The following is a 24,102-nucleotide window of genomic DNA, read 5'->3' as shown; positions in this document are numbered from 1 at the left end:
CCCTGCCTTATTCAAAATATATTGGAAGAGCTTTATGGAATAGGTACAGACACTAACAATATAGCTTTTCCAGAACCTAAATGGCAAGAAAAGGTTCCACAAATACGGTTAGAAAGTGTTAAAGAAGAGCCAAATGACACATTTTTGTCACAAATTGGCCATTTTACCCCTTTAAGAGTTAAACCTTTTAAATCAGAAAAACCGATAATACTAAACAAACATCCCTTAGGCAAATCATACGAACAAGGTTTTGACAAAACCGGCCAACCTTCTTCCAAACCGCTTGTCAACAACACTGAAATACCCCTTTCAGCCATCATCAACGCTTGCGTTATATGAGAAAGGCTGTGATCACTTCGCTCCCCTCCCAAAGCACCGCACAAAATAAGCTTTTTAGCGCCATTTTGCAGCGCTCTTTCACATGCCAGAGCACTATCTGTCATATCTTTATCAGAGGGAAAAACTTCACGCGGAACATGACTATATTGACGTATTAAATTCTCATCTGATGAATCAAAATCCCCTAACCACAACTCAGGCGTCGCATTAAGCGCTGCCGCATGACGCATACCACCATCAGCAGCAATTACCCGACTGTTTTGAATTTGATTAAGCAAACGATCAGTGATATGAACATCCCCATTTAATAATATCGTAAATGTTGTCATGCCATACTTTGCCTTTCACAAAATTTTCTTTACAGTGCATCTTTTTATAAGTGAGAGTCATTTTTTATAAACAAAAAGCATGATATAGCCAAACGAATCCTTATCTCTAATGCCTTTCTTAAAGAAACATACGATACAAAGATACAAATGCAATTTGCCAAATTACTCCGCAGAAATAATGTGCACCATGGTCCAACGCACCCCATTTTTCACCGCAATTTTCTTTTTCGCTCGTGCCTGTATAAAGCCACTCTCATAAGTTTAACGTTTCTCCTTTCGGCTTGTCATACACCACTTTCTCAAAATGATAGGCTTTCTTCCACTTCTTCTAAAACGATCAAACGTACCAACAACCACAATATCTATGTCACATTAAGCGCTCTGCAACACCCACGTATTCTGCAAATGTATGGTGGCGCTTATCATGATGCAAAACTTGAACACCTTTTAGCAAAGATTGTCCGTAAACTGGCAGTTGCATCACATAGTTCTCATCAAAGCTATTCTGTAACAATTTTAAACTCAGAAACTGTCAATGCCTTTGCGCTCCCCAATGGCTCGATCTACATCACTCGTGGTATGCTGGCATTAGCCAATGATTCTTCAGAAGTTGCAGCCATTTTAGCCCATGAGATAGCACATATCAGAGCCAATCATGGCATTTTACGCCTGCAAAAAGAAGCCCAATTAAAGATGACCAATCACATGTCTTCACGTCTTCTTTCTTCTATTGGCAAAAAACTTCATAACCCTATGCAAAACAAGCAACAACTCGCGCAATTTTCCCGCAATCAAGAGCTGGAAGCTGATTCCCTTGCACTCGAAATGCTCCAACAATCAGGATATGATCCATTTGCTTCACCGCGCTTTCTTCAAACAATGGAAGCCTATAGTGCTTTTCGTAATATCTCCGGCACCCAAAATGCCTCTCTAGATTTTCTAGCTTCTCACCCAACCACCCCTCAACGCATTCGGCTTGCGATAGAAAAAGCGCGTAAAATCAGTAAAGGGAATAGTACAATATCCGATCATGATTCTTTTCTCAAAAGCATTGATGGCATGATTTTTGGAGGAGGCTTTTATACAGGTTTTGTACGAGGCAACCAATTTATTCACCCACAATTGCGCATAGCTTTTTCTGTTCCAAATAATTTTACAATAGAACATTCAGCACACACTGTTTGGGCCAGTGGACCAGATAAAATTGCGATTCGTTTTGACGCTATTCCACATCCTGCTGAAATATCTGCGAGTGATTATTTGAAAAGCGGCTGGATTCTCGGGCTAGACCAATCATCTATCCGCCCCATCACAATTCAAGGGCTCCCCAATCAAGAATTTACGCGTCAAGGATTCCAAAGCCAAAGTTTACTTGGAGCACAGGCCTATGCTACCAATGATCAATGGCAATTTGATGTGGTTGCCATTCCATTCAACAACCACATCTTTCGTTTTTTGACGGCCGCTCCACATAATTCTCGAAATTTTGCAGAGGTTGCCCAAAAAACGCTACAAAGCTTTCATTCTCTTTCATCTTCACAGTTAAAAAAATTGCAGCCCTTAAAAATCCGTGTTGTTCGTGTTAAACAAGGAGAAACCGTTGCAAATCTTGCAGATAAAATGCAATACACACCATATAAAGAAAAACTCTTTCGCATCCTCAACGCCCTCTCACCAACGCAAACTTTACCCGCAGGTACCAAAGTAAAAATTATTACAGAATAAGCCCTTTTTCTCATCTGCTACAGTTTTAATTCTTTTCTATCTGTATCACGCCCTCCCCCTTAAAGCATATTCGAAAATAAGGAGGAACACTTTAAAATCCAATTTCATCATGCCTCTATAGGCCTCCGTGTGATACATATTTTCTCCAACTAACTCTGCCCCCTGTCTTCCTCTGTTTATCAGTAGCGCCCCCAAGGAGGCATATTCCTAAACAAATATGAACACCCCCTAAAACTGACTTCATCATATTCTCATATGCCCCCACTTAATATATTCTCTTTCCTCCTCCCCCCCAAAGCATTTCACTGCTTATATATCGTAAGCGTCTTCTGAATGAACCGTAAGGAGAGCAGAACGCAATTTTTGCAAAGCCCTAGCTTCAATTTGACGCACGCGCTCTTTCGAGATTCCTAACTTTTCACCCAAAACTTCGAGAGTCGCCCCCTCTTCATTTAAGCGACGAAAGCGAATAATTTCCAACTCCCGTTCGTTGAGAATTTGCAACGCATCGTAAAGCCACTGTGTACGCCGTTGACCATCAATGACTTGCTCAATTAAAGCATCAGGAAGAGGACTATCATCCACCAAAACATCCATCTTAGCAATGGGATTATCACTGTTCTCAGAAACAGAAACACTCAAGGAATTATCAGAACTGGAAAAACGAAAATCCATCGTTTCAACATCGCGCACGGAAACGCCAAGCTTTTCAGCGATTGTGCGAAAAATATCCTGTTTTGACAAAGCACTATCATCTTGTATCAGTTTTGCACGCAAACGCCGAAGATTAAAGAAAAGTGCTTTTTGCGAAGAACTCGTTCCCCCTCGAACGATTGACCAATTTCGCAAAATATAATCTTGAATAGAAGCGCGTATCCACCACGTTGCATACGTTGAAAAACGCACTTCCCGATCAGGTTCAAAACGTGCAGCTGCTTCCAATAGTCCCACATACCCTTCTTGGACCAAATCTCCCAATGGCATTTTGAAACGTTTAAAGCGATTAGCAATAGCAATCACTAAACGCATATGAGCCGCTGCAATTTGATGCATGGCATCATCATCACGTTTGTCTTTCCACCGCAGAGCCAAATCATGCTCTTTTTGTCGTTCAAGATAAGGTGCTTGCATAGCAGAACGCATCATATTACGTCCTAAGCTTTTGTCTGCATCGCTATAATTTTTGCTGCTTTTATAAACAGCATTTGAAAGATTACCCATAATAACCCCTTGCGATTAAAATTATCAAAATTGATTTGGCAACGACATCATTGTTCTTTGCTTAAAAAGAACGCAAAAGTTGTTAACTTCTGTACCTACTACTTTAACGTGTAATTTTATAATCGCAATTGTTTTTTTTACTGTCATGGTAAAACTTCTTGTCATAAGACACAATTTCACCTGCAAAATGCCTTTACAACATGCCTTTTAGCCTATGAAATATTTGAAAAAACTTTCTCTCCACTTTTCATGACAAAACAGCAAAAAAAATAAAGTGATCACGCAAAACAAATGCTGTTTTTTGATAACCAATTCCGTTTCCTTTTAAATTGAAGAATTTATTCATGCTTTCAGCTTTACAATACAACTAATAAGTGTAATTTGCAAATATAAAGCATCTAAACTGAATGAAAACTGAATAAAAAAAGAATCATTCAAGTTTTAAAGGCGCAAAGAAACAGCAAAAAATGACAAGAGTGATTGAAGCAAACGCAACAAACGTGTTAAAGAAAGAGCACCATTATGAAATTGTCGCAAAAAGCTTTTGACCAGTGTCACACTGAGAAAGAAAATGATCATGGATAGCAAGATTGTTCAACAGAATGAGATTCTTCAAGATGATATTCTCATTGAAAAACACGGAAGGGGTAAATTTGAAGGTTTTCGTTTTTATGCCAACAAAAACAGTACCGATCAAATAGCTGAGAAGCAAATTTCAACAGAGAATGAGAATTTGATTCTTGCTTTTTCCAAACGCGCGACACGTTTTTGTGCTTGTGCAAATGGAGATTTTACCCTCAGTTCTGATGGAATTGTGCGCTGGATTGGTCAACCCGTAGGACAACTTGTAGCAACAGAAGATTTTTTCAAACCAAAACTGATTGTTTTAGCAGATGAACAACTCACGGGAGAATCCCGCAATAACGTTGTGAAGCGATTAGAACGCTTTGTCACCTTTCATTTTGAAACGACTTTAAAACCCCTGTTTGATTTGCGCAATGCTGATAATTTAACGGATTCAACAAACAGTCTTGCTTTACAACTTTTTAACTCTTTAGGGATTTTACCACGCCGTGAAGTTTTAGACATTGTCAAAAAACTTGCGCAAGAATCACGTGCCGTGCTTCGGCGTCTAGGCGTGCGTTTTGGCGCTTTTCACATCTATGTTGCCGGAATGCTTAAACCTGCTCCGGTTCAAGCCATTACTCTCCTGTGGAATCTTCAAAATGCGGGACAAGATCAAACTGGTTTGGGTGAAATTTTTTCAGCATTATCTGCTGGTCGAACCTCTTTGATTGTTGACCCTACCTATAACCGCAAATTTTATCAATTAGCCGGCTACCGAATCTTAGGACAACGTGCTGTACGGATTGATATTTTAGAACGTCTTGCCAATCTCATCCGCCCCGCACTTCATTGGAAACAAGGAAGTGATCCCAGACCCGATGGAGCCTATGATGGCAAAAGTTTTTTTGTTACACCAGCCATGATGTCCATTCTTGGGGCCAATGGAAACGATATGGAAGAAATCCTCAAAGGACTTGGTTATCAATCGTACAGCATAAGCAATACTGTTTTTGAACAAAATCTCTTTGCACACCAAGCCTCTTCCCCTGTCAATAGGACAATGCAAGATGTTCCTGCAGCAGAATGCGTTGGAAGTCAATGGCAAACAATAAGCGATTTAGAAACAACACGAGAAGAAAAAAATACCTCATACCCAAACACTTTATCCTCTGGTATTGAAAAACATCTCCATAAAACCAATCGCTTACCAGCAGCTGAACCTGTTGGGAATTTTGCCAAATCCCCTCGCTCTACAGAAGAAGGTAAAGTTATTTTATTATGGCATTATAAGCATCAATTTCACCACCACGCACAAAAAAAACATGATAAATTAGGAAATAAGTGGCAAAATAAATCGAAGAACGCTGTAAAAAAAGCGGAACACACAAATGAAAATCCCCCTCAAGAAGCACTATCACAAGCAAAACGCTCTCATAAGTTCCACAAATCCCAAGGAAAACATGCAAATCATAAGCCTTTTCACAAAGAAAAGCGCCTTAATCCTGATTCACCTTTTGCGAAACTAGCTGTACTACGCGATCAACTCACCAATCATAAAAACACGCACCCACTTTCCTCTAAAGAGAATTAAAGTAACAAATGGAGTTTGATCTTGACCCACGTAGTAACCGACAACTGCATTCACTGCAAATATACGGATTGCGTTGAAGTCTGCCCTGTTGATTGTTTTTATGAAGGGGAAAATATGCTTGTTATTCACCCCGATGAATGCATCGATTGTGGTGTTTGTGTGCCAGAATGCCCAGCAGAAGCGATTTTACCTGATACAGAACCAGGATTAGAAAAGTGGTTAGAACTTAATCTTCATTATGCAAACAAATGGCCTAATCTAACCACCCGAAAAGATCCCCTTTCTCAAGCAAAAGAAATGGATGGCGTTCCAAATAAATTAGAAAAGTATTTTTCAGAAAATCCAGGAAGTGGCGAAGAGTAATGATACAGTGTACACCCTCCTCCTTCAACGACTGAAAGACTTCTCTTGTAAAAATAAAAAAATCCTTAAGCGAAATGATTGATTCTTTTAAAGTTTGATGTTAGTGTTATTTTAACATGATCATCTTTCTAAGTATTTTTCTTTGCTTTTTACAGTAAAGCAATGTATTTTTTTTGGATTTAAAAGTACTCGGCTTTTATGCTCACTTAATTGGTACAATATACTTGGTTAAAGAAAACTCAACCCTCAGGTTTATAACCTGTTTTCCGATACATTTGTTGATCATAAGGGAGTAAACTAAAATATGGCATCCCAACATGGAACGTCTTCCAAGACCAAAGAATTTGCAACCTCTGAATATATCGTCTACCCTACACATGGAGTAGGACAAATTATAGCGATTGAAGATCAAGAAGTTGCAGGACATAAATTGAAACTTTTTGTCATTCATTTCGCGAAAGATAAGATGGATGTCAAAGTCCCCATTGCAAAAGCCCTTTCCGTTGGAATGCGTAAATTATCTGCTAGTGACTCTGTCGAACGTGCCTTAAAAGTTTTACGTGGAAAAGCACGTGTTAAACGGACCATGTGGTCACGTCGTGCACAAGAATATGATGCCAAAATCAACTCAGGAGATCTTATTTGTATCGCCGAAGTGGTCCGTGATCTTTTCCGCTCTAATCTACAACCTGAACAATCTTACTCTGAGCGCCAACTTTATACAGCTGCTCTTGAAAGAATGGCCCGCGAAATTGCGGTTATTAATAGTCTTTCTGAAACAGAAGCTATCAATCTCATAGAGATGCATCTCTCCAACAAGCCGGAACGCGAGTTTAAAACTGAGAGAGAAGAAACAGATGAAAACAGTAAAGCTGTCTACGCTGCGTAATACACTCTTTCATCATAATGATGATATCTCGATAAAACCAGCGAAAGCTGGTTTTATTTTTTAACATCCTCTCTGCCCTTAAGGACAAAGTTTCTTAACCAGCGCCAATCTATAAACAATCTAACTTTTCGACAAATTCCTCCTCATTTTCTTTCTTCATAGATAACAAACTGATTAATCATCATAATCTAGCATTATTCATATTAAATTAGAATCTTGAATATGGTAAGATTACTCATTTCAAATTGCTCTCATGTTGAATTAATCAAATCACTTGCTTGTCAATCACAAGCGAGGCTGATCTGTGGGTAAAAACTGTACAAAAAGAGCAAGACACTGTCTCAAGCACCAAAGGATATACCGACATTGGAATCTGGCAAGATGTGTAAGGGGGCGGGACTTGATTTTTTATTAAGCGTAAAGATCATAGTGCCGTTTATACACTACACCGAGATTTTACCATTTACCCTTCTATAAAACCATTATAACATTCAAAAACGCCGTCATAAAATGGATAGCACAAATATTGAAAAATATTCCTTTTAAAAAACGCGTGACGGTACAACATAAGCATATTTTGTCGTGGGCGCTCTATTTTGTATGAGAAGCATTCCTCCTCATTAAAGAACGCGATAAAAAAAACATGAACTAAAACCATCATCTCCATTCTGTAAAAGGCATTCCAAATACTTTTGAAAGCAGTAACGCTCACTTAAAAAATAACAATAAAAATGAACGTTGGCATTGCCCTTTCAATTTTATATTTTTCCCAAATGAGGTTATATTCTCATTTCAGAGATTACGAGATATACGCAATATTCTTACTCCAATCGGACACATAAAATCTAGAATGATTCATAGAACTCTTAAAAGTCTCAATCTCTGTTTCAAACAAACCGCTAAAGATTGGATATTCTCAGCAGGAATTGTCCATATATCATCTTCAATCTGATCTTCACGAATATGACGCAAAGGATTAGTATGAACGCCTGTCAGGATAAGTAAACGCAAAGCCAATTGTGTTATGTTTTGTGTTTTACAGAGTAACTGATAAAAGGCAGGGACATCTTTCCAATCCATAGCTGGTCTATTTTGCGTTTTATGACGTTGCTTACCTTAAGAGCGCGCATGCTTTTATCGTTGCTTGTAAATCAACATCAAAACCCAAGGCAACCGTATGTTTAAGACAAAGATTAAGACGCTTCAGTGCTGTCTGAGCTGTTCCAGCTTTTGCATGCCAAATGGGAGAAAGCGTATTGCGTATCTCAGTTTGCGTAATCTCTGAAACGGGCAGACAACCTAATTTGGGGAGAATATAAAGGCGTCAGTGTAAAAACCAATCACACGCCTCACCATCATTTTTTAATTCAGCTTTACGGCTTTCAAAAGCATCTAAAGCAATATCTTTTAAATAATAGAGATTGCGCATTGCCTCACGCTTTTGTTTCTCACGTTCTTTAATGGGATCACGCCCCTCACGTAAAACAGCCCGCCACCCAGTTGCCAATTCACGGGCTTGTTTTAAAGAAACATCTCTCAAGGCACCCAAGCCCATTTCGCAGCCCCCGGAAAGGTATAACGGTAAATCCATTGACACCACCCCCATCTCTTACGTTTGTGAAGAAGCAAGCCGGCACCATCGTTATATTTGTCAGCTCGTGGGTGTTGTGCTACAGCCCTTGGCTCTTAAGACAATTCATAAGAGTCCTTTCTTATACAAATTTTATCCACACACTCATCCCGCTTGTGACGTGCAAACGAGTGGTTTTGATTGATTCTAGATAGAGAGATTTGAAATGAGTGAATCTTACGTTATTCGGGGTTCTAATTCAATATGAAAACAGTGAATTATATATATAAATCAATGTGTTGTCTAGTAATGAACAGATAACAAAAAAAATCATAAACTTAGGTAAGCACCACCATAAAATCACTCATAAACCAGCTATGAACTGGAGAGTCGTACCGGCTTTGATAAAATACTTTGCTCATCCCCATACACAACACATTTGGTTTTAAGTTTACTTATTTTTACAAGCTGTTCGCAACAAATCCCTTATATTCACAAAAATAAGAAAAATATATGGACAATTCTTAGTTCAAAAATATGAAAAGACAGCGTGATATTCATAGAAAAGTCTCATGTACCTTTATCAATCAAAAGCACTAAAGATCATTGAATGTGCACCTTCTGTCTTGTAACGGTTGTCTCTTTTCTGCTCATAAGAAAGCACGCTGGCATCAGCATACACTTAATCCCAATGTTACAACAATTCTTACATTTGAAAGTATTCATTATAGACATTTTTTCCTTTTTTATAGAGTTTTTACTCACATACCATCCCCACTTGTGACCGAAAAGCAAGTGATTGTCATTGATTCAACATGAGAGAAATTTGAAATGAGAAAATCCTACGATAGACCTTCCATTCAAGGCGCAAAACAACAAATGATCTTTATAAATCAATGTGATGTCGATCTCTATTTTTTTAAGGAGAATCACATGTCACAATATAAGCCTATAGACAACCATTGCCTTAAATATTCTCATAAAAAACACCGATATGCTTAAAGCCTTACATAGATCAACTGCCTTAAACGATGATATTTTACGGTCTAATAGGATTCTCTCTATAATCAATAAAGATTAAGTGCGATACAAAATGATTCTATTACTGAGCTAACTTATATCAATACCCAAGCTCTTAACGAAGTCATCATAAAAGACACTGATACAAGTAGCCCTTTATAGCCTCTCAAGAAAACAAGAAAATCATCTCCCACAATAGAATCATTTCTCTACGGCAAAACTTTATCCCACATATGTTCCCAAGAAAAAGCGAAAAACGCATCTTACCCAATGCATTCACNTTTCTCTACGGCAAAACTTTATCCCACATATGTTCCCAAGAAAAAGCGAAAAACGCATCTTACCCAATGCATTCACTAATGAATCAAGAGAAACTTACCACTGAAAGAGATAAAACGCTAAAGTTTTAACCACTAAAACAGAACGTCCACGATACATTCCCTGTTCCACATCGATAGAAGACGATGCAAGAGAACCTCAACATTCATCTTAAAGCGAAAATGCACGCCCCAAGCATGCATTGATCGATGAAATAAAAGAAGTTCACCACTGAAAGAGATAAAACGCTAAAGTTTTAACCACTAAAACAGAACGTCCACGATACATCCCCTGTTCCACATCGATAGAAGACGATGCAAGAGAAACTCAACACGGAAAGAGATAAAACGCTAAAGTTTTAACCACTAAAACAGAACGTCCACGATACATCCCCAGTTCCACATCGATAGAAGACGATGCAAGAGAACCTCAACATTCACCTTAAAGCGAAAATGCACGCCCCAAGCGTGCATTGATCGATGAAATAAAAGAAGTTTACCACTGGAAAAGAAAGAAAACGCTAAAGTTTTAACCACTAAAACAAAACGTCCACGATACATCCCCTGTTCCACATCGATAGAAGACGATACAAGGGAACCTCAACATTCACCTTAAAGCGAAAATGCACGCCCCAAGCGTGCATTGATCGATGAAATAAAAGAAGTTCACCACTGGAAAAGAAAGAAAACGCTAAAGTTTTAACCACTAAAACAGAACGTCCACGATACATCCCCTGATCCACATCGATAGAAGACGATGCAAGAGAAGCTCAACATTCACCTTAAAGCGAAAATGCACGCCCCAAGCGTGCATTGATCGATGAAATAAAAGAAGTTCACCACTGGAAAAGAAAGAAAACGCTCAGTCTTTAACCACTAAAACGGAACGCCCACGATACATTCCCGTTTTCAAATCAATGTGATGAGGACGACGTAATTCACCAGAATTTTTATCTTCGATATAAGTCGGCGCCTTCAGAGCATCAGCCGAACGGCGCATGCCCCTCTTCGCTGGAGAGGTTTTTCGTTTAGGTACAGCCATAAAAAGACACTCCAAATCCATTAAAACAGAAAAAGCAATGTCAAAAATGACAATGCTTCATTTAAAAACACTATAAAATTTTAAGATATTATACACTGATAAAAAAGAAGAGGCAATGTCAAAATGATCCTCCTCTTACTAAAAATGACCTTCTTGTTATCAAAAATGGTGTCACAATAATCAAAGGAATATCAAAAACACTGCAAAATTTGAGAATTTTATACACCAATGAAAGCTTTTTTATAAGACCTTCATTCAATTTTTATTTGGTTTAAAAAGGGATTTGCGCATACAGTAGAGATACGGATAAAAAGAGAAGTTGATTTTTAATAAAAAACGACGCCAATTTATGAAAACAAGAAAAAGCGACAACCTTTCTCTTTAAACTTCATAATTTCATTTTTGTAAAAACAAAGGAAGCAAGAATGCACGAATTTACCACCCTTCTTGCAAAACATAGAGACACCGTTGAAAAGCGGCTTGATACCCTGTTAAGTGATCAAATCCAAAATGGTGAAATTTCACGCCCTAAAAACTTAATCAAAGCCATGCGTTATGGTGTGCTGAACGGTGGAAAACGCTTGCGTCCTTTTCTTGTAATTCAAAGTGCTGCACTTTTTGATGTCCCTGTAGAACATTCTCTTGATGTTGCATGTGCCTTAGAATGTATCCATTGTTATTCGCTCATTCATGATGATCTTCCCGCTATGGATAACGATATACTCCGGCGTGGAAAACCCACTGTCCATGTAGCATTTGATGAAGCAACAGCAATTCTAGCAGGCAATGCCCTCTTAACATTTGCCTTTGAAATTATTGCTCATAAAGCTAGTATTTTATCTACAGATATTAGAATCAAGCTGATCACGTCTCTTGCACAATCGGCAGGGCTTGGCGGTATGTTAGGTGGACAAATGCTGGACCTTGAAGCTGAAAAAAGACCGCAAGAAAGTACTGACATTATCACTCTACAACACATGAAAACAGCAGCCCTGATAAGCTTTGCTTGCCAAGCAGGTGCCATCATTGGCAATGCATCTAAAGAATTAACTGAAAAGCTTACTGATTTTGGTACCTATCTTGGTTTAGCCTTTCAATTAACCGATGACCTTCTTGATGTCACCGCCAACACGCAAACCCTAGGAAAAACGGCTGGGAAAGATGAAACGGCACAAAAAGCCACTTTTGTTCATCTTTACGGCATTAAAGAAACCCAAAAAAAGCGAGATACACTCATCAGTAAAGCAGAAGCATTCTTACATCCTTTTGGCGCTAAAGCACTCCCCCTCCAACAAGCAGCACACTTTAGTGCAATACGCCAAAATTAAACTTCATCCGCCATATTGTACATAGTGTACACCATCATATTTATTGAATGCATAATAGACTTTTCAAAGAAACGTTACCATTAATCTCCATTATAGTCCTTATCATGAAATGGGTGCGACAAATCTTAAGAAGAATTTCATTAAAACAAGCCGCGTGAATTTATAACACAAATGCATTCTGGGTATCTTATTTTGCATGAAAAATGCCTTCCATTAAAGAATGAAAGAAAATGTGAAACAATGCGCAATCACTATGCTTTAAAAGATATTACAGTGGGTGGTGGGTGCTTTAAAGCTGAATAAAAAACAACCGGAAAGAGGAAAACTCGCTTTCTCCTTTATGTCTTTAATCTTCTAACGATAAGGCAAAAGATAAACAGAATAAGTATAAAACCAGGCATTTTATAAACCCGCAAAAAACAATAAAAGAAGTACAATGCCCTCAGTAGAGAATCGTAATTTTTATGCCTTTCCACGCTATCTTGTTGTAGAAGATCAAATATGGTTATATTCTGTAAATTCACTCGTGTATTGCTTGCTCTCTAAAAACACTTTTACAAAAGTGCTCGTTGTTTAGTTTAAGCATCATTTTTTTGAAGCTCGTATTTAAAATATCAGAAAAAAATGAACATAATGGCTATTTTGATTTTTATGCCACCCTCAAAGAACAAAGTCTTTTAACCTAATCTGCTCTGTAAACAGTCTAGTTTCCTACCGAGTAGGTTTCTCTCGCTTTCCACGCATACGATTCACTTAAACTAAAGACGCAATAAACAAGACTTAAGAATATTCACCATGCACTTCTTAAAATACTTAATGTATCAAACAGGATACCTTCACCACCCCTCAAATGACAGTATGTTACGGCATAACAGGATAAATAAAACCACTAATTTCAATAGAACGAAAAACCAAAGCAGTATTATTACCGATCTCTCTTTTCTTAGCAAGAAAGATATAACACATTGATTTATAATGATAATTCGTGGTTGTTCAACTTGAATAAGAACCCTAAATATCATAAGATTCTCTCATTTCAAATCTGTGTATGTTAAATCAATCAAAATCACTTGCTTGCACGTCACAAGCGGGAAAAGCCGTGTGGGGCAAAACATCAAAGAAAAGACTAAAAAAATGCCTCTTATGAACCGTCTTAAAAGCCAAGGGCTGTCCGCAACATTAGGGGCGAGAAAAGTGAATGATTGTGTCGGCATGCTCCTTCAAAAGCAGAAACATTTTTATTTACAAAATTGTGTAATAACTTCAATTGAATAATAATCATGATCACTGTACAACTTTAATTCGTCACACTCTTTATCTCGTTTATTCAATTCATCGCATAAAAAGAGAATTGATAAGATTAAACAGAGAATGATCATTGCAACAGAAAGATAAAGAAAATCCTTATTATTATATATAATAGCGCAATCTAATTTGTGATAAGTAGTTTTTTCAATCCAAGTGCAAATTTCCTCCTTTAAGTGCAATTTTCTCATTAAGATGAAAAGCATCATTGTAAGTGAACCTATGCCTGTTGTAAAAGCTGGAAAATATGTCCACCTTTTGAAGCCATAATAAAAAAACATGCAACATGGCCAAGAAAATGCCGCGACTATCAAGACTATTATAGCCATTTAATATCCTTCGAGAGAATTTTTCTCACTACCCATTCAATATCATTTGTAAATTCTTCTTGGTTTCATCATGTCATATATCGTGTTTAGCTCTATGCAAAAACGCGCTATTTGTTTAACATTTTCATCATCACCGGTCCTCATACTCGACACGAGATCAATCATTTGTGTTTTGAAACTCATGCCATTTTCACTTGAAGAATTAAGAAACTTTTTCGCGTAATCAATCATGGGGTCGGTAGAATTCATAGACATATTATAGGCCCAAATAAAATCGCTTTCTCTCCAATTATAGTCATTACGCAAACTGCTTATGACATTGAGTAACATATCTGCTGATATCCATTCATTATAATCACCACGCAATAAATTAACAAAACGTCCACATAAAACAATCAGTATGTGACGATGCCGTATAATGTCAAACTTTGGTACGATATTCTGATAGCCATGGCTGTATACAAATTTTTTTGCTTGTTCATGCTTTTGAAAATGTTCAAAAGCGCCGTAATTTTCACTGATATATTTTTCGTAAAGTCTATCGTACTGTTCTAGACTATCCACGCGCGTACATCCCACCAATACAAATACAGAAAAAAGAGTTATAAATGTTACAATATGCGTTATGGATAACGATTTCACCGCTTTACCTTTTAATAACTACAATTTGTACGGCTTAACAGATTCCTATCAAATATATCAATATATGCTGTTTTCTTGTGGCTTATTTATAGCAAATTGTACTCAACAATATTGCTGTACTTGGTTTTATTCCCTCTCAAAGAGGGGGCTGTCATTCAAAGTTTCCATAGATAAGTTTACTATCTGGATTAAGAGTATTTTCTAACATCAGAAAATACAGAGCTAACACCACAATCAAAGAGAAAATACTCAAAAATGAGAATGAAAGATGTTGTTATCTCAACAAGATGATTAATATTTTAAAGGAGGCAATGGTAAAATCCGCTAAATATACCAACAATAAAATAGATCATCAAAATATCAAAATCGATCATAAGGGAATTCTGATGAGGACAGGCTATAAATTGTCCGACTGTTTAAATTAGCTCTAATGAGATAAAGTGTTACCAGCAAGGAACCAATGAAAATGGGAAAACTGCTCCATCACCATTCCTTAATAAGCATATAATCCAGCACAATCATTTTCTTTATCAGCGTCCAATCTTATCAGAAACTCTTGGCGCAATATTCATGAGCAGCATTTTTATTTCCCTTTTAACGATTATTATGCCAAGCCCACTTATAACGACAAGCGGATGACTTTGATTGCTTCAACATACATAGATTTTAAATAAGAGTAACTGACACTATTCAGCTTTCTCATTCAACATACAAAAACAACGATGCGCCTTAATAAATCAAAGCCTTGCCCCACTATGAAACCCTATAAAACACGTATCGTAATAAATTAATATTTTCACTGAACTTTTTTGAGAGTTCCTTCTAAAAAAAATACCGCCAACAAGTAAATCAATAAATAAATAGCAAAAATATAAACGAGTGAGAAAAAGCCAAATATATTGACCATATACGCACTCATGTAAAAAAATACCAATAAGCTAAATCTCCCAACGGTTGACAAGAAAGATTCATATGTAGCCCTGAAATGATCACTAATACTATCATGCAAAACAACTTCTACACGAAGATATGTATACTTAATGAGATAAAAAATCATACAGACTAAAATGACAGCAATTTCTTTTCTTGGTTCAAAGAAAGCAATGGTAAAAATCAGTGAAGCCGAAAGAAACAACAGTAAAATAAAATTCACTCTTTCACTTAGTTTTGTAAAGAGAAAACTAGCCAAGAGCTGAGAGAGCAATATCAATGAAAATGTCACACCAAGATCAAAATAAGTGACATTAATATCATAATCTTTAAATATCCACTGCCAATACTGCGAGAATATATTGAAAAAAATCAATGAAAAATAAAAGCATAAAGAGATATAAGGAACTTTAATAAAAATAGATAACATCTCCTTAGCTTCACAAATGAGAGAATTCGCTTTATTTGGTTTTTTCTCCCCCTTCAAATCATCAAGAAAAAACAAACCAAATAGTGTTGTCATCAACATTAAAAACGCCGCGATATACCATATATATTGGCTAGAATAATCAGCAAAATATGCCCCGATTAAACTGAATATAAACATGCCGATGTAATTATATTGAGAGCTGGAACCAAGCACTTTTTTAGTGGATGTCACTTTTGCTTTTGCATATTGAACAAGTAAAGCATTATAAGCCCCAGCAATTAATGTTAGCGATAAGGCATTAAAAGTTTCTGCCAAAAGAAAACCATAAAAGCTTGTAGAAAATCCCATGAGAAAGAGCCATGTAGCAGCAAAAGCAGCTGCCAAAACGATCGATATTTTATAACTTTTTCGATCAGCAAAATATCCCAGAGGAATATCGGTAACCATCATAATAAAAGCCTGAAACGACTTAATGACACCTATATCAATAAGCGTTAAGCCTTTTTCAAGCATATAAAAGACAATAAAGGCGCCAGTTAAAATCCTTATACCATTAAATAAAAAGCCAAACGCTAATATACTTGTCATGCATTCCCCCAATAACGCCCAAAAAGGCACCCGTATACATCATTTATGTCAATATAAAAGCTTATATTTTACGACAAATAGGACTATAATCGCTATAAGGATTTCCAATCCTATCAATTTGATACCCCAAAAAATGCTGGGAAAATGCCTGAAAAATCAATAAACAATGTTCTTTCTATAATTTGATATTTGAAGAATCCGTTAAATATTTTACTGTCTCAAGAGCAGCCCAAAAACCAGCAACAACATTTACGGATCTATCAAAGTATTCATATCGTTTTGCTTAATAGTCTTAACACACTCAAACTCATTAATATCCTTCATAAGCTTCTGATTCTAAAACAGGCATATCATCTGGTTTTACCTAAAATAATAAGCAACCAACGACAGTATTGACCATAGCTAAAGCAGCATACAACAGCACCCTCTTCACATTGAAGACAGCTTGTTTTTAAAAAATGACACACCATTTTTACTTCAGCCTTATGCGATTTTTACCTCAACCTTGCCCAAAGCGTGTATGAATATAATCACTCAAAAGTGCTTCAAATTCTTCAGCAATGTGATCACCCCGCAAAGTTTTTACCTTTTGTCCCTCAATGAAAACAGGTGCCGCAGGACTTTCCCCCACTCCAGGCAAAGAGATTCCAATATCCGCATGCTTTGACTCCCCCGGTCCATTGACGATACATCCCATCACAGCAACCTTCAAGCTTTCAACGCCAGGGTATTTTTCACGCCAAATAGGCATATTTTTGTATAAATCTGCTTCAATTTTTTGCGCCAATTGTTGAAAGACCGTTGAGGTTGTGCGCCCACAACCAGGACAAGCCGCAACAACAGGCAAAAATTGCCGAAACCCCATCACTTGCAAAAGTTCTTGCCCCACCTTTACTTCTCGTGTCCGATCACCACCAGGTTTTGGCGTTAAGGAAATTCGTATCGTATCGCCAATCCCTTGCTGTAATAAAATACCCAAAGCCACCGAAGAAGCAACAACGCCCTTTGTTCCCATCCCAGCTTCCGTTAATCCCAAATGAAGAGCATAATCACAACGCGCCGCTAAGGTGGTATAAACAGCAATAAGATCTTGGACGTCACTCACTTTAGCAGAAAGAATAATTTTATCACGTCCCAACCCCATCTCTTCAGCGCAAAGAGCCGATTGCAGAGCAGACTGCACAACAGTTTCCCGCATCACTTCAGCAACCGATAAAGGATTTTCTTGCTGTGCATTTTCATCCATAAGCCGTGTTAACAACGCATTATCAAGAGAGCCCCAATTCACGCCAATGCGAATAGGTTTATGATACCGACAAGCAATCTCAATAATTTCTGCAAATTGACGATCTTTTTTTGCGCCAAAACCAACATTTCCAGGATTGATGCGATATTTTGCAAGCGCCTCAGCACACGCAGGATGCTCAGATAAAAGCTTATGACCAATATAATGAAAATCCCCAACCAATGGTACAAAAAATCCTAACCTCTCCAATCGCTCCCGTATTTTTGGTACAGCAGCCGCCGCTTCATCGCGATCAACAGTAATTCGAACCAATTGTGAACCAGCTTGCCAAAGAGCAGCCACTTGAGCAACAGTTGCATCAACATCAGCGGTATCTGTATTGGTCATTGACTGTACAACTATCGGGCTCTGCCCCCCAATGATCACATCACCAACAGCAACACCAACAGATCGACGACGCTCAAGTGGTTTAGATAAAAAATAGGTCGTATTCATCAAGTCCTCAAATTTTTAAAACCTGCGCTATCAATCATTACTTACATTGACTTCCTCCGCGCTTCAAAGGACGAAAATTACACCGCCCACCAATCTTAACAGATTGCTCTCAAAAGGTTCTACCTACTAACACTGATGCAATTCAACTCATAGGTGGATTCATTCTATAGACGCACCGGATAAGTTCTACTACTTCTGTTCAAGTTTATACTTCTACACTTGGTTGATTCAAAAAGAAACTGAAACCAAACAGAGACAATACTGTATTTTTAGTTGCATGCCGATACCTTACATCAACGTCATCACAAAACAGTGTTTTACAACACAACAGATAACGCCTAACAAAACACCATTTTTAAAATGCATGAAAGACATCGCCAAATTAATCCAACATATTGATTTATAATAATCTATTTTTTACAAATTTGAATGCTAAACCCAAATATCGTAAGATTTCCTCATTTTAAATCTTCTTAATTGAATCAATCAATACCACTCCCTACAGCCACAAGAGAATATGTAGATAAAAACTCCTTATAAACTATTTCAAGTGCCAAAAGATATCCCAACACTTTAAACAAACAAAAAAATGAAGACATCGCCCACCATCTTTATGATGAATCTTACACCATTTTGTAAAAATTTTTACCTTACATCCTTAACAAAAACCATCATGAAATGAACTCGGACACATTAAAAAATGCCTCATTAAACTCAAACTCTTAATTTTCATCTCACCCACGCGCGGCATTATCAATGCAACTTTTCAATTTTCAAGCCGTTATAGCAAAACCCCAAACACAATTCCAACTGTCACGCAACAATTTAACACATGAAGGAGTCAATAAATGTGTCTATTTTCACCCCATAGAAAAAATGCTAAAATTAAAAAACGTATAGCACAATTAAAAAGAGAGCTGGTCCCCGTAAATCATTGGAGTTTTCAAAATGATAGCTTTGAAAACATTTCTGAGCTGTTTAACACATGGAAACAAAAAGGCCGTCACGCACTTTATCACCTCAACGAACATGCTACAGAATTAAAGAAAAAAGCGAAAGAAAATCCTAAAAAAACCCTCGCATTAGCAGCAGGAATTGTTTTAGTAAGCTTCTTGCTGATCCGTAAACATTAATAACACAATCAATAACCTTCCCTTTTAATGCCCGATTCAAAGCGGGCATTTTTATGGTTTACAAAATATAAACTTTACGTCTTTCTCCTAACTTTACGCCCTCTCCCAAAAGGATAAGTTTTCCAGCCATCCAGCCAGTCTATAATCCAGCTTTTGTCTATCGGAAACCTATCAACGCATGCGATTCACATCACCACCCCTCAAAGGAAAACATTTCTAAAGGCAACAAACAAGCCCTACAACGAATGTGCTCCCCACACAAACACTTAACGCATCAAAAAGATGCCTGATACCACACCTAAAATGAGGATATTCACGGGACAATAAGATAACAACTCAAATATTCAATCCAAAACTTCCCCCAATTTCCCAGCCTTCCCAAAACTTCATTGTGTATATAGACTAAAAATAAAGAATTAATACTGGAAAAGCTTACACTTTTACTCTATACGCCCCCGATTGTCATTTTAATTGGGGAAAGGGGAGGATATTTTGATATTGAAAACCCACACTCCTCTCACTACCAGGTATTTTTTATAAAAAATACCTTTAGACAAAAGAAATGTTTCTCAACAACAATCATTGCATTTTCCTTTGAATTTCACACGAGCGTATTTGCAATAATTCTTCTATTTTTTTCCAACTCATTTTGCCAAAATATAGAACAGATTAAACAAGAAAAACAACAGCTTGCACATTTTAAAAATCCACTCGATGAAATAAAAAAACGACATGGTTTCTTAAATAAAACATCCGCAGCTCTTCAAAGAACATTCAAAAAGCAAAAGAGTCATGGCCTCCATCGCTCTAATTTTAGTCACTTTCAAAAATTGACAGGTATCAGCAGCAGCAAAAATACTGAAAAGAGGAAAGAAAAATTCTTATACTAAAGAGCCATTAAAAAACGCAAAATCAAAAGCCGCAGTTGATATTTTTGATGAACAAAAAGCCAAAACACAACATAGAACAAGCTATTTACGAAAAAGCGCGTGAAAAACAAAAAAAACCATAAAACAGCTTATTGATCAACTTAAAAGTCCTAAAGATACTGATCAAATTCAGCCCATTCAAACACTCTACGCAGCCCTACAGATTCACGAATACGAGTTCTACAAATGAAAGCCTCGGCAATAACCCAACAAAGAAAATTAGAAAACGACACAAAGATTATACCCAACCACTCTATAGTCATTAAACTAAAAAAAATTGTGAAAACGTACGAGTAGCTGATCATGAACTTGCCATAGAACGTCAGAAAAAAGCTGAAGAGGAAGCTAAACGAAAAGCCGAATATGAAAATGGGAAGCTGAAGCTGAAAAACGGAGAGCTGAAAGTGAAGTTAGAGGACGAGCTAAACTTTAAGAATTACAGTGAACATAACAAGAGAATATTCGTAAAATGTTTGGAACTGAAAAACAAAAAGAAAACGAAGGCATATTGACCTAGATAGATAACGATTTAGTCCCTTACAAAGACAAATAGACAACACCATTACACATCTTTCATCGGCTATATCTGCTCCGGTAACTACATTTTATACGCTCTATAGTGTGTCCCCATAAAGTACAATATTATGTATAAGCGTTTTTTAGCTAGATTATTGCGACAGTTTTCAAACTTAGCATCATTGTTATACACACAATACAGATTGATAATAACAACACATCTATCAGAGATAGATTTTTCAATGATCTGCCTCACATCATGCAAATATCACATAAAGAGTACACTCAGATAAAAAGAAGAGCCTCCTTTCCACACCTCAAAAGATGATGTTGCTAGAAACGACAGGCAAAGCTTCCAATACTCCATCCCCCCCTACTGAGTTATTTCAAAAGAAATGGAAGTGAGTAAAGATGCATGCGCTTTAATATTCTAAGGCACATTATTTTACATCATGAAATAGAATAATAAGAAGCTTAAGAGCTTTAAAAGATGTAGTATAGCAAACCAAACGAAATCTTCTAACGTGAATATCCATTTGCTATAAGTAAATGACGCAAAAATTAAACTGAAAAAACCCAAAATTTTATCCTCCAGAATCGACTCGCTGCGAAGTATCTACATAGGTAACCACGGACATGCCAGGAATGAGCTTTTCAATCCCTTCCTGTCCAGGATCTAAAGCAATCCGTACTGAAATACGTTGCGCAATTTTGATAAAATTACCAATTGTCGTATCCGTTTTTAACAATGAAAACTCTGAGCCTGTAGCAGGTGCAAAACGAACCACACGCCCTGTTAACTTTTTGTTGTTCAATGCATCAACAGAAAAAACAACCGGTTGTCCCACACGCATCTGAGAAAGTTGCGTTTCCTTATAATTAGCAATAATCCAAATATCATCAGAAATAACAGAGACCAATTGTGTCCCCGGCATAACATATTGCCCTACCCGCGCTCCAACTAATCCAATATAGCCTGTTCGAGGAGATAAAATCTTTGTATGATCGAGATTAAGTTTTGCCAACTCAACACTCACCTTCGCTCCAGAAATTTCTGACTGTAAACTTTGCCGTTCAAGATCCAATTGTTTTTGCAATTGGCGTTTTGTTTCGAGAGCTGTCAAGAGTTGTGAAAGAGGACGAGAAACAGAACTTGCCGCATCACCAAAACCTAACTTTTTACTATCTGGAACAACATTGGAAAATGCTCGTGAACGCGCCAACTCCACCTCTGCTGTATTAATCTCGCCCTGCAAAAGCTGTGCTTGTAATTCAATACTTGCCAGTTTTGCATTTTTTGAATCGAGAACAGCCTGTGCCCGTGCAAGCTGCTGGCGAAAAAGAGAATCATCGAGCTCAAAGAGCAGCATTCCCTTTTCAACGCGTTGATAATCTTGCACATAAATCCGTGCAATCACCCCAGAGATCTGTGAACTAACCAGAGTAACATTGCCCTTAATGGAAGCATTATCGGTTATTTGAATGTTACTCACAAAAGGAGGAAGTCTCCAAGCCCACAAAATCAGCAAAACACCCGTAATACCCGATAGGAATGCAACAATCGTAGCTTTTGACCGTAATGTTTTTATCATTTTTTTGCACCCCTCTTTCTATGACATTACTCTACTTTTCTAATGCGCGCAAAGAGCATGACTTAACAATCATTGTGACAAGAAAAATAACGAATACAACCATTGAAATATAAAAATAAAGCCGAAAAACGTCATCATAAGCAAAAATATTTGCTGTTAACTTAAATTTCTCTATCAACATAGAAGTACCTTGCTCACTTCTCAAGCCATTGGGAACAGAAACACCATAAGAAGGCGAAAATAAAGTATTCATCTCACCAGAAATAAGCGGATCAGTAATAATAATATTTTGTGTTAAGGACTCAAAGTTTTTATGGGCAAAATAAAACTGTAGGCTGCCAAAAAAAGCCGACCCCATCAATCCCCCTGTCACTTGCGTTAACAAAAAAACAGCAATAAAACTTAAAACGTAACGCGGTCCTCGCTCACCAGCGATCACAAACCCTTTGAAAAGAGCAGGAGGCAAAAAAAGTGCATAACTAAAACTCACCAACCCTTGGCTCAACATCATATCTTTCGGACGCGTTAAATAGTTTACATGACTGTCTAAATAAGCTCCCAACGCCAAACAACCTAAAGATAACAAATAAAAATAATCCTCACGCCCCGCCCGTAAAAAAAAGACACAAACAGCCCCCCCTAACAGAATCCCTAATGTCACCGCAAGATACATGGGCGCCATCTCACGATTGAGCAAACCAAAAAGATTAAAAAAACCTACGGGCAAATTTGACCGCTCCAATAAAAAAACATGAAAGATCAATAAAATAAAAACAGATTGGATCATTTCTTTACTGAAAATCCAACGTAAATCAATCAACGGTTTTTCTCTATTAAGCTCAATAATAATAGCAATAGCCAACGAGAAAATAGCAAGTGCGAGCCCCCAACCAATCCATGGTGCTTCATACCACCAATACAATATGCCAACAGACATGATCACAGCATTTAATCCAAGACCAAGAGCAATCAAACCATAGCTTATCCAATCTAATTTTTGAATAACCTTACTACGCACAACAGGAGTAAGAGGCAAAGTATAGATACAGACCAAGCTGATAAGAACCAACCCCATTTCCAGAGCGGAAAGACTGGAAAAACCACCATTTTCCAGCAAATCAGGAGAAATCAAACGTGATAAAGGTGCCGCTAAAGCCGCATTCATATAATTCAAACTAAGACCAATAGTAAACTTCTTTGCTGGAGCAAAAGCCTCCATCATATAAAGCAGCGCAAGCGAAGCCAAAGGAGCAGCAGCAATCCCAGCAAAAAAGCGAATAATCAATGCAGAACGCAAATCCGTAACAAAGAGCTGCAACACGCAAACCAAAACAAAGCCAAGAATTGATAATTCAGCAAAAGCGCGTAGCCCAAATTGATAGCGGATTTTGATCAACATAATCGCTACACTCACATTTGGCGCCATATAGGCCGCTACCAGCCATGTCGTCTCGGCCAAAGTTGCATGAAAATCACCCGTAAGATGGACAATATTAGACTGAACAATATTAGCCCCTAAACCATAAGCCCATTGCAAAATAAGAGAAGCCAAAATATAAACAAAGCACTTTGGCAAAGGTCCCGCAAAGACACGACCAGGACGAGGAAAGGGTTTTGCGCTCCTTTTAGCAGACACAACCGTACTCTTTTTTCCGCTCATGTCACC

Annotated in this window: 15 protein-coding genes and 1 pseudogene; 6 read left to right on the top strand and 10 right to left on the bottom strand. The window is 37.5% G+C overall.

Going from position 1 to position 24,102, the window contains the following annotated elements; translation table 11 throughout:
• Positions 1-32: 32 nt before the first annotated feature.
• A complete protein-coding gene (locus ACFILN_RS04820) occupies positions 33-668 on the bottom strand; it encodes a thiamine diphosphokinase (RefSeq protein ID WP_273790494.1) in 636 nt (211 codons plus the stop codon).
• Positions 669-815: 147 nt separating this feature from the next.
• Between ACFILN_RS04820 and ACFILN_RS04815 the strand changes: the two genes are divergently transcribed.
• Complete coding sequence (locus ACFILN_RS04815; protein WP_375654374.1) at positions 816-2,393, top strand: M48 family metalloprotease; 1,578 nt, start codon at positions 816-818, stop codon at positions 2,391-2,393.
• Between the two features lie 309 nt (positions 2,394-2,702).
• Here the strand turns inward: ACFILN_RS04815 and ACFILN_RS04810 are convergent, their stop codons facing one another.
• The gene (locus tag ACFILN_RS04810) at positions 2,703-3,614 is read right to left on the bottom strand and encodes an RNA polymerase factor sigma-32 (RefSeq protein WP_015856975.1); all 912 of its coding nucleotides are present in this window, start codon (positions 3,612-3,614) and stop codon (positions 2,703-2,705) included.
• A gap of 577 nt (positions 3,615-4,191) precedes the next feature.
• Between ACFILN_RS04810 and ACFILN_RS04805 the strand changes: the two genes are divergently transcribed.
• The 3 genes from ACFILN_RS04805 to ACFILN_RS04795 all read left to right on the top strand — a co-directional run bounded on the left by ACFILN_RS04805 (position 4,192) and on the right by ACFILN_RS04795 (position 7,024).
• Entirely contained in the window at positions 4,192-5,772 is a 1,581-nt protein-coding gene (locus tag ACFILN_RS04805) for a hypothetical protein (RefSeq protein WP_375630916.1), read from the top strand.
• 21 nt (positions 5,773-5,793) lie between these two features.
• Positions 5,794-6,135 (top strand): ferredoxin FdxA, encoded by a 342-nt coding sequence (gene fdxA / locus ACFILN_RS04800; protein ID WP_273790498.1) that lies wholly within the window; start codon positions 5,794-5,796, stop codon positions 6,133-6,135.
• Positions 6,136-6,439: 304 nt separating this feature from the next.
• Positions 6,440-7,024 carry a CarD family transcriptional regulator gene (locus ACFILN_RS04795; protein ID WP_273790499.1) on the top strand — a complete coding sequence of 195 codons (585 nt, stop codon included), beginning with the start codon at positions 6,440-6,442 and terminating at the stop codon, positions 7,022-7,024.
• 906 nt (positions 7,025-7,930) lie between these two features.
• Here ACFILN_RS04795 and ACFILN_RS04790 read toward each other — a convergent pair.
• The 3 genes and pseudogenes from ACFILN_RS04790 to rpmF form a co-directional block, all read right to left on the bottom strand.
• A pseudogene (locus tag ACFILN_RS04790) lies at positions 7,931-8,653 on the bottom strand (tyrosine-type recombinase/integrase); the annotation flags it as partial.
• A 1,644-nt stretch (positions 8,654-10,297) separates the two neighbouring features.
• Complete coding sequence (locus tag ACFILN_RS04785; protein ID WP_375670990.1) at positions 10,298-10,492, bottom strand: hypothetical protein; 195 nt, start codon at positions 10,490-10,492, stop codon at positions 10,298-10,300.
• 301 nt (positions 10,493-10,793) lie between these two features.
• Positions 10,794-10,973, bottom strand: a complete 180-nt coding sequence (gene rpmF / locus ACFILN_RS04780) for a 50S ribosomal protein L32 (protein WP_005774555.1) — start codon at positions 10,971-10,973, stop codon at positions 10,794-10,796.
• Between the two features lie 425 nt (positions 10,974-11,398).
• Here rpmF and ACFILN_RS04775 point away from each other — a divergent pair, with 425 nt between their 5' ends.
• A complete protein-coding gene (locus tag ACFILN_RS04775) occupies positions 11,399-12,301 on the top strand; it encodes a polyprenyl synthetase family protein (RefSeq protein ID WP_273790503.1) in 903 nt (300 codons plus the stop codon).
• Positions 12,302-13,977: 1,676 nt separating this feature from the next.
• Here ACFILN_RS04775 and ACFILN_RS04770 read toward each other — a convergent pair.
• From ACFILN_RS04770 to ispG, 3 genes are all read right to left on the bottom strand, one after another.
• Positions 13,978-14,577 carry a hypothetical protein gene (locus tag ACFILN_RS04770; RefSeq protein ID WP_375670988.1) on the bottom strand — a complete coding sequence of 200 codons (600 nt, stop codon included), beginning with the start codon at positions 14,575-14,577 and terminating at the stop codon, positions 13,978-13,980.
• A 796-nt stretch (positions 14,578-15,373) separates the two neighbouring features.
• Positions 15,374-16,525, bottom strand: a complete 1,152-nt coding sequence (locus tag ACFILN_RS04765) for an MFS transporter (protein ID WP_375630914.1) — start codon at positions 16,523-16,525, stop codon at positions 15,374-15,376.
• 499 nt (positions 16,526-17,024) lie between these two features.
• Positions 17,025-18,266: a flavodoxin-dependent (E)-4-hydroxy-3-methylbut-2-enyl-diphosphate synthase gene (gene ispG, locus ACFILN_RS04760; RefSeq protein ID WP_273790506.1), complete on the bottom strand. Its 1,242-nt coding sequence runs from the start codon at positions 18,264-18,266 to the stop codon at positions 17,025-17,027.
• Between the two features lie 848 nt (positions 18,267-19,114).
• On the opposite strand from ispG, the gene ACFILN_RS04755 reads away from it, so the two are divergent.
• Positions 19,115-19,399: a hypothetical protein gene (locus tag ACFILN_RS04755; protein ID WP_273790507.1), complete on the top strand. Its 285-nt coding sequence runs from the start codon at positions 19,115-19,117 to the stop codon at positions 19,397-19,399.
• 2,029 nt (positions 19,400-21,428) lie between these two features.
• On the opposite strand, the gene ACFILN_RS04750 is transcribed toward ACFILN_RS04755, so the two are convergent.
• Both ACFILN_RS04750 and ACFILN_RS04745 read right to left on the bottom strand, forming a co-directional pair.
• Positions 21,429-22,436, bottom strand: coding sequence for an HlyD family secretion protein (locus ACFILN_RS04750; protein ID WP_273790508.1), 1,008 nt, complete (start codon positions 22,434-22,436; stop codon positions 21,429-21,431).
• A gap of 31 nt (positions 22,437-22,467) precedes the next feature.
• A complete protein-coding gene (locus ACFILN_RS04745; protein ID WP_375630912.1) occupies positions 22,468-24,096 on the bottom strand; it encodes an MFS transporter in 1,629 nt (542 codons plus the stop codon).
• Positions 24,097-24,102: the final 6 nt, after the last annotated feature.

The organism is Bartonella sp. CL434QHHD, assembly GCF_042195145.1.
Classification (GTDB): domain Bacteria; phylum Pseudomonadota; class Alphaproteobacteria; order Rhizobiales; family Rhizobiaceae; genus Bartonella.
Note: the sequence above shows the minus strand (reverse complement) of the source record. Positions and strands in the feature narration are given on the sequence as shown.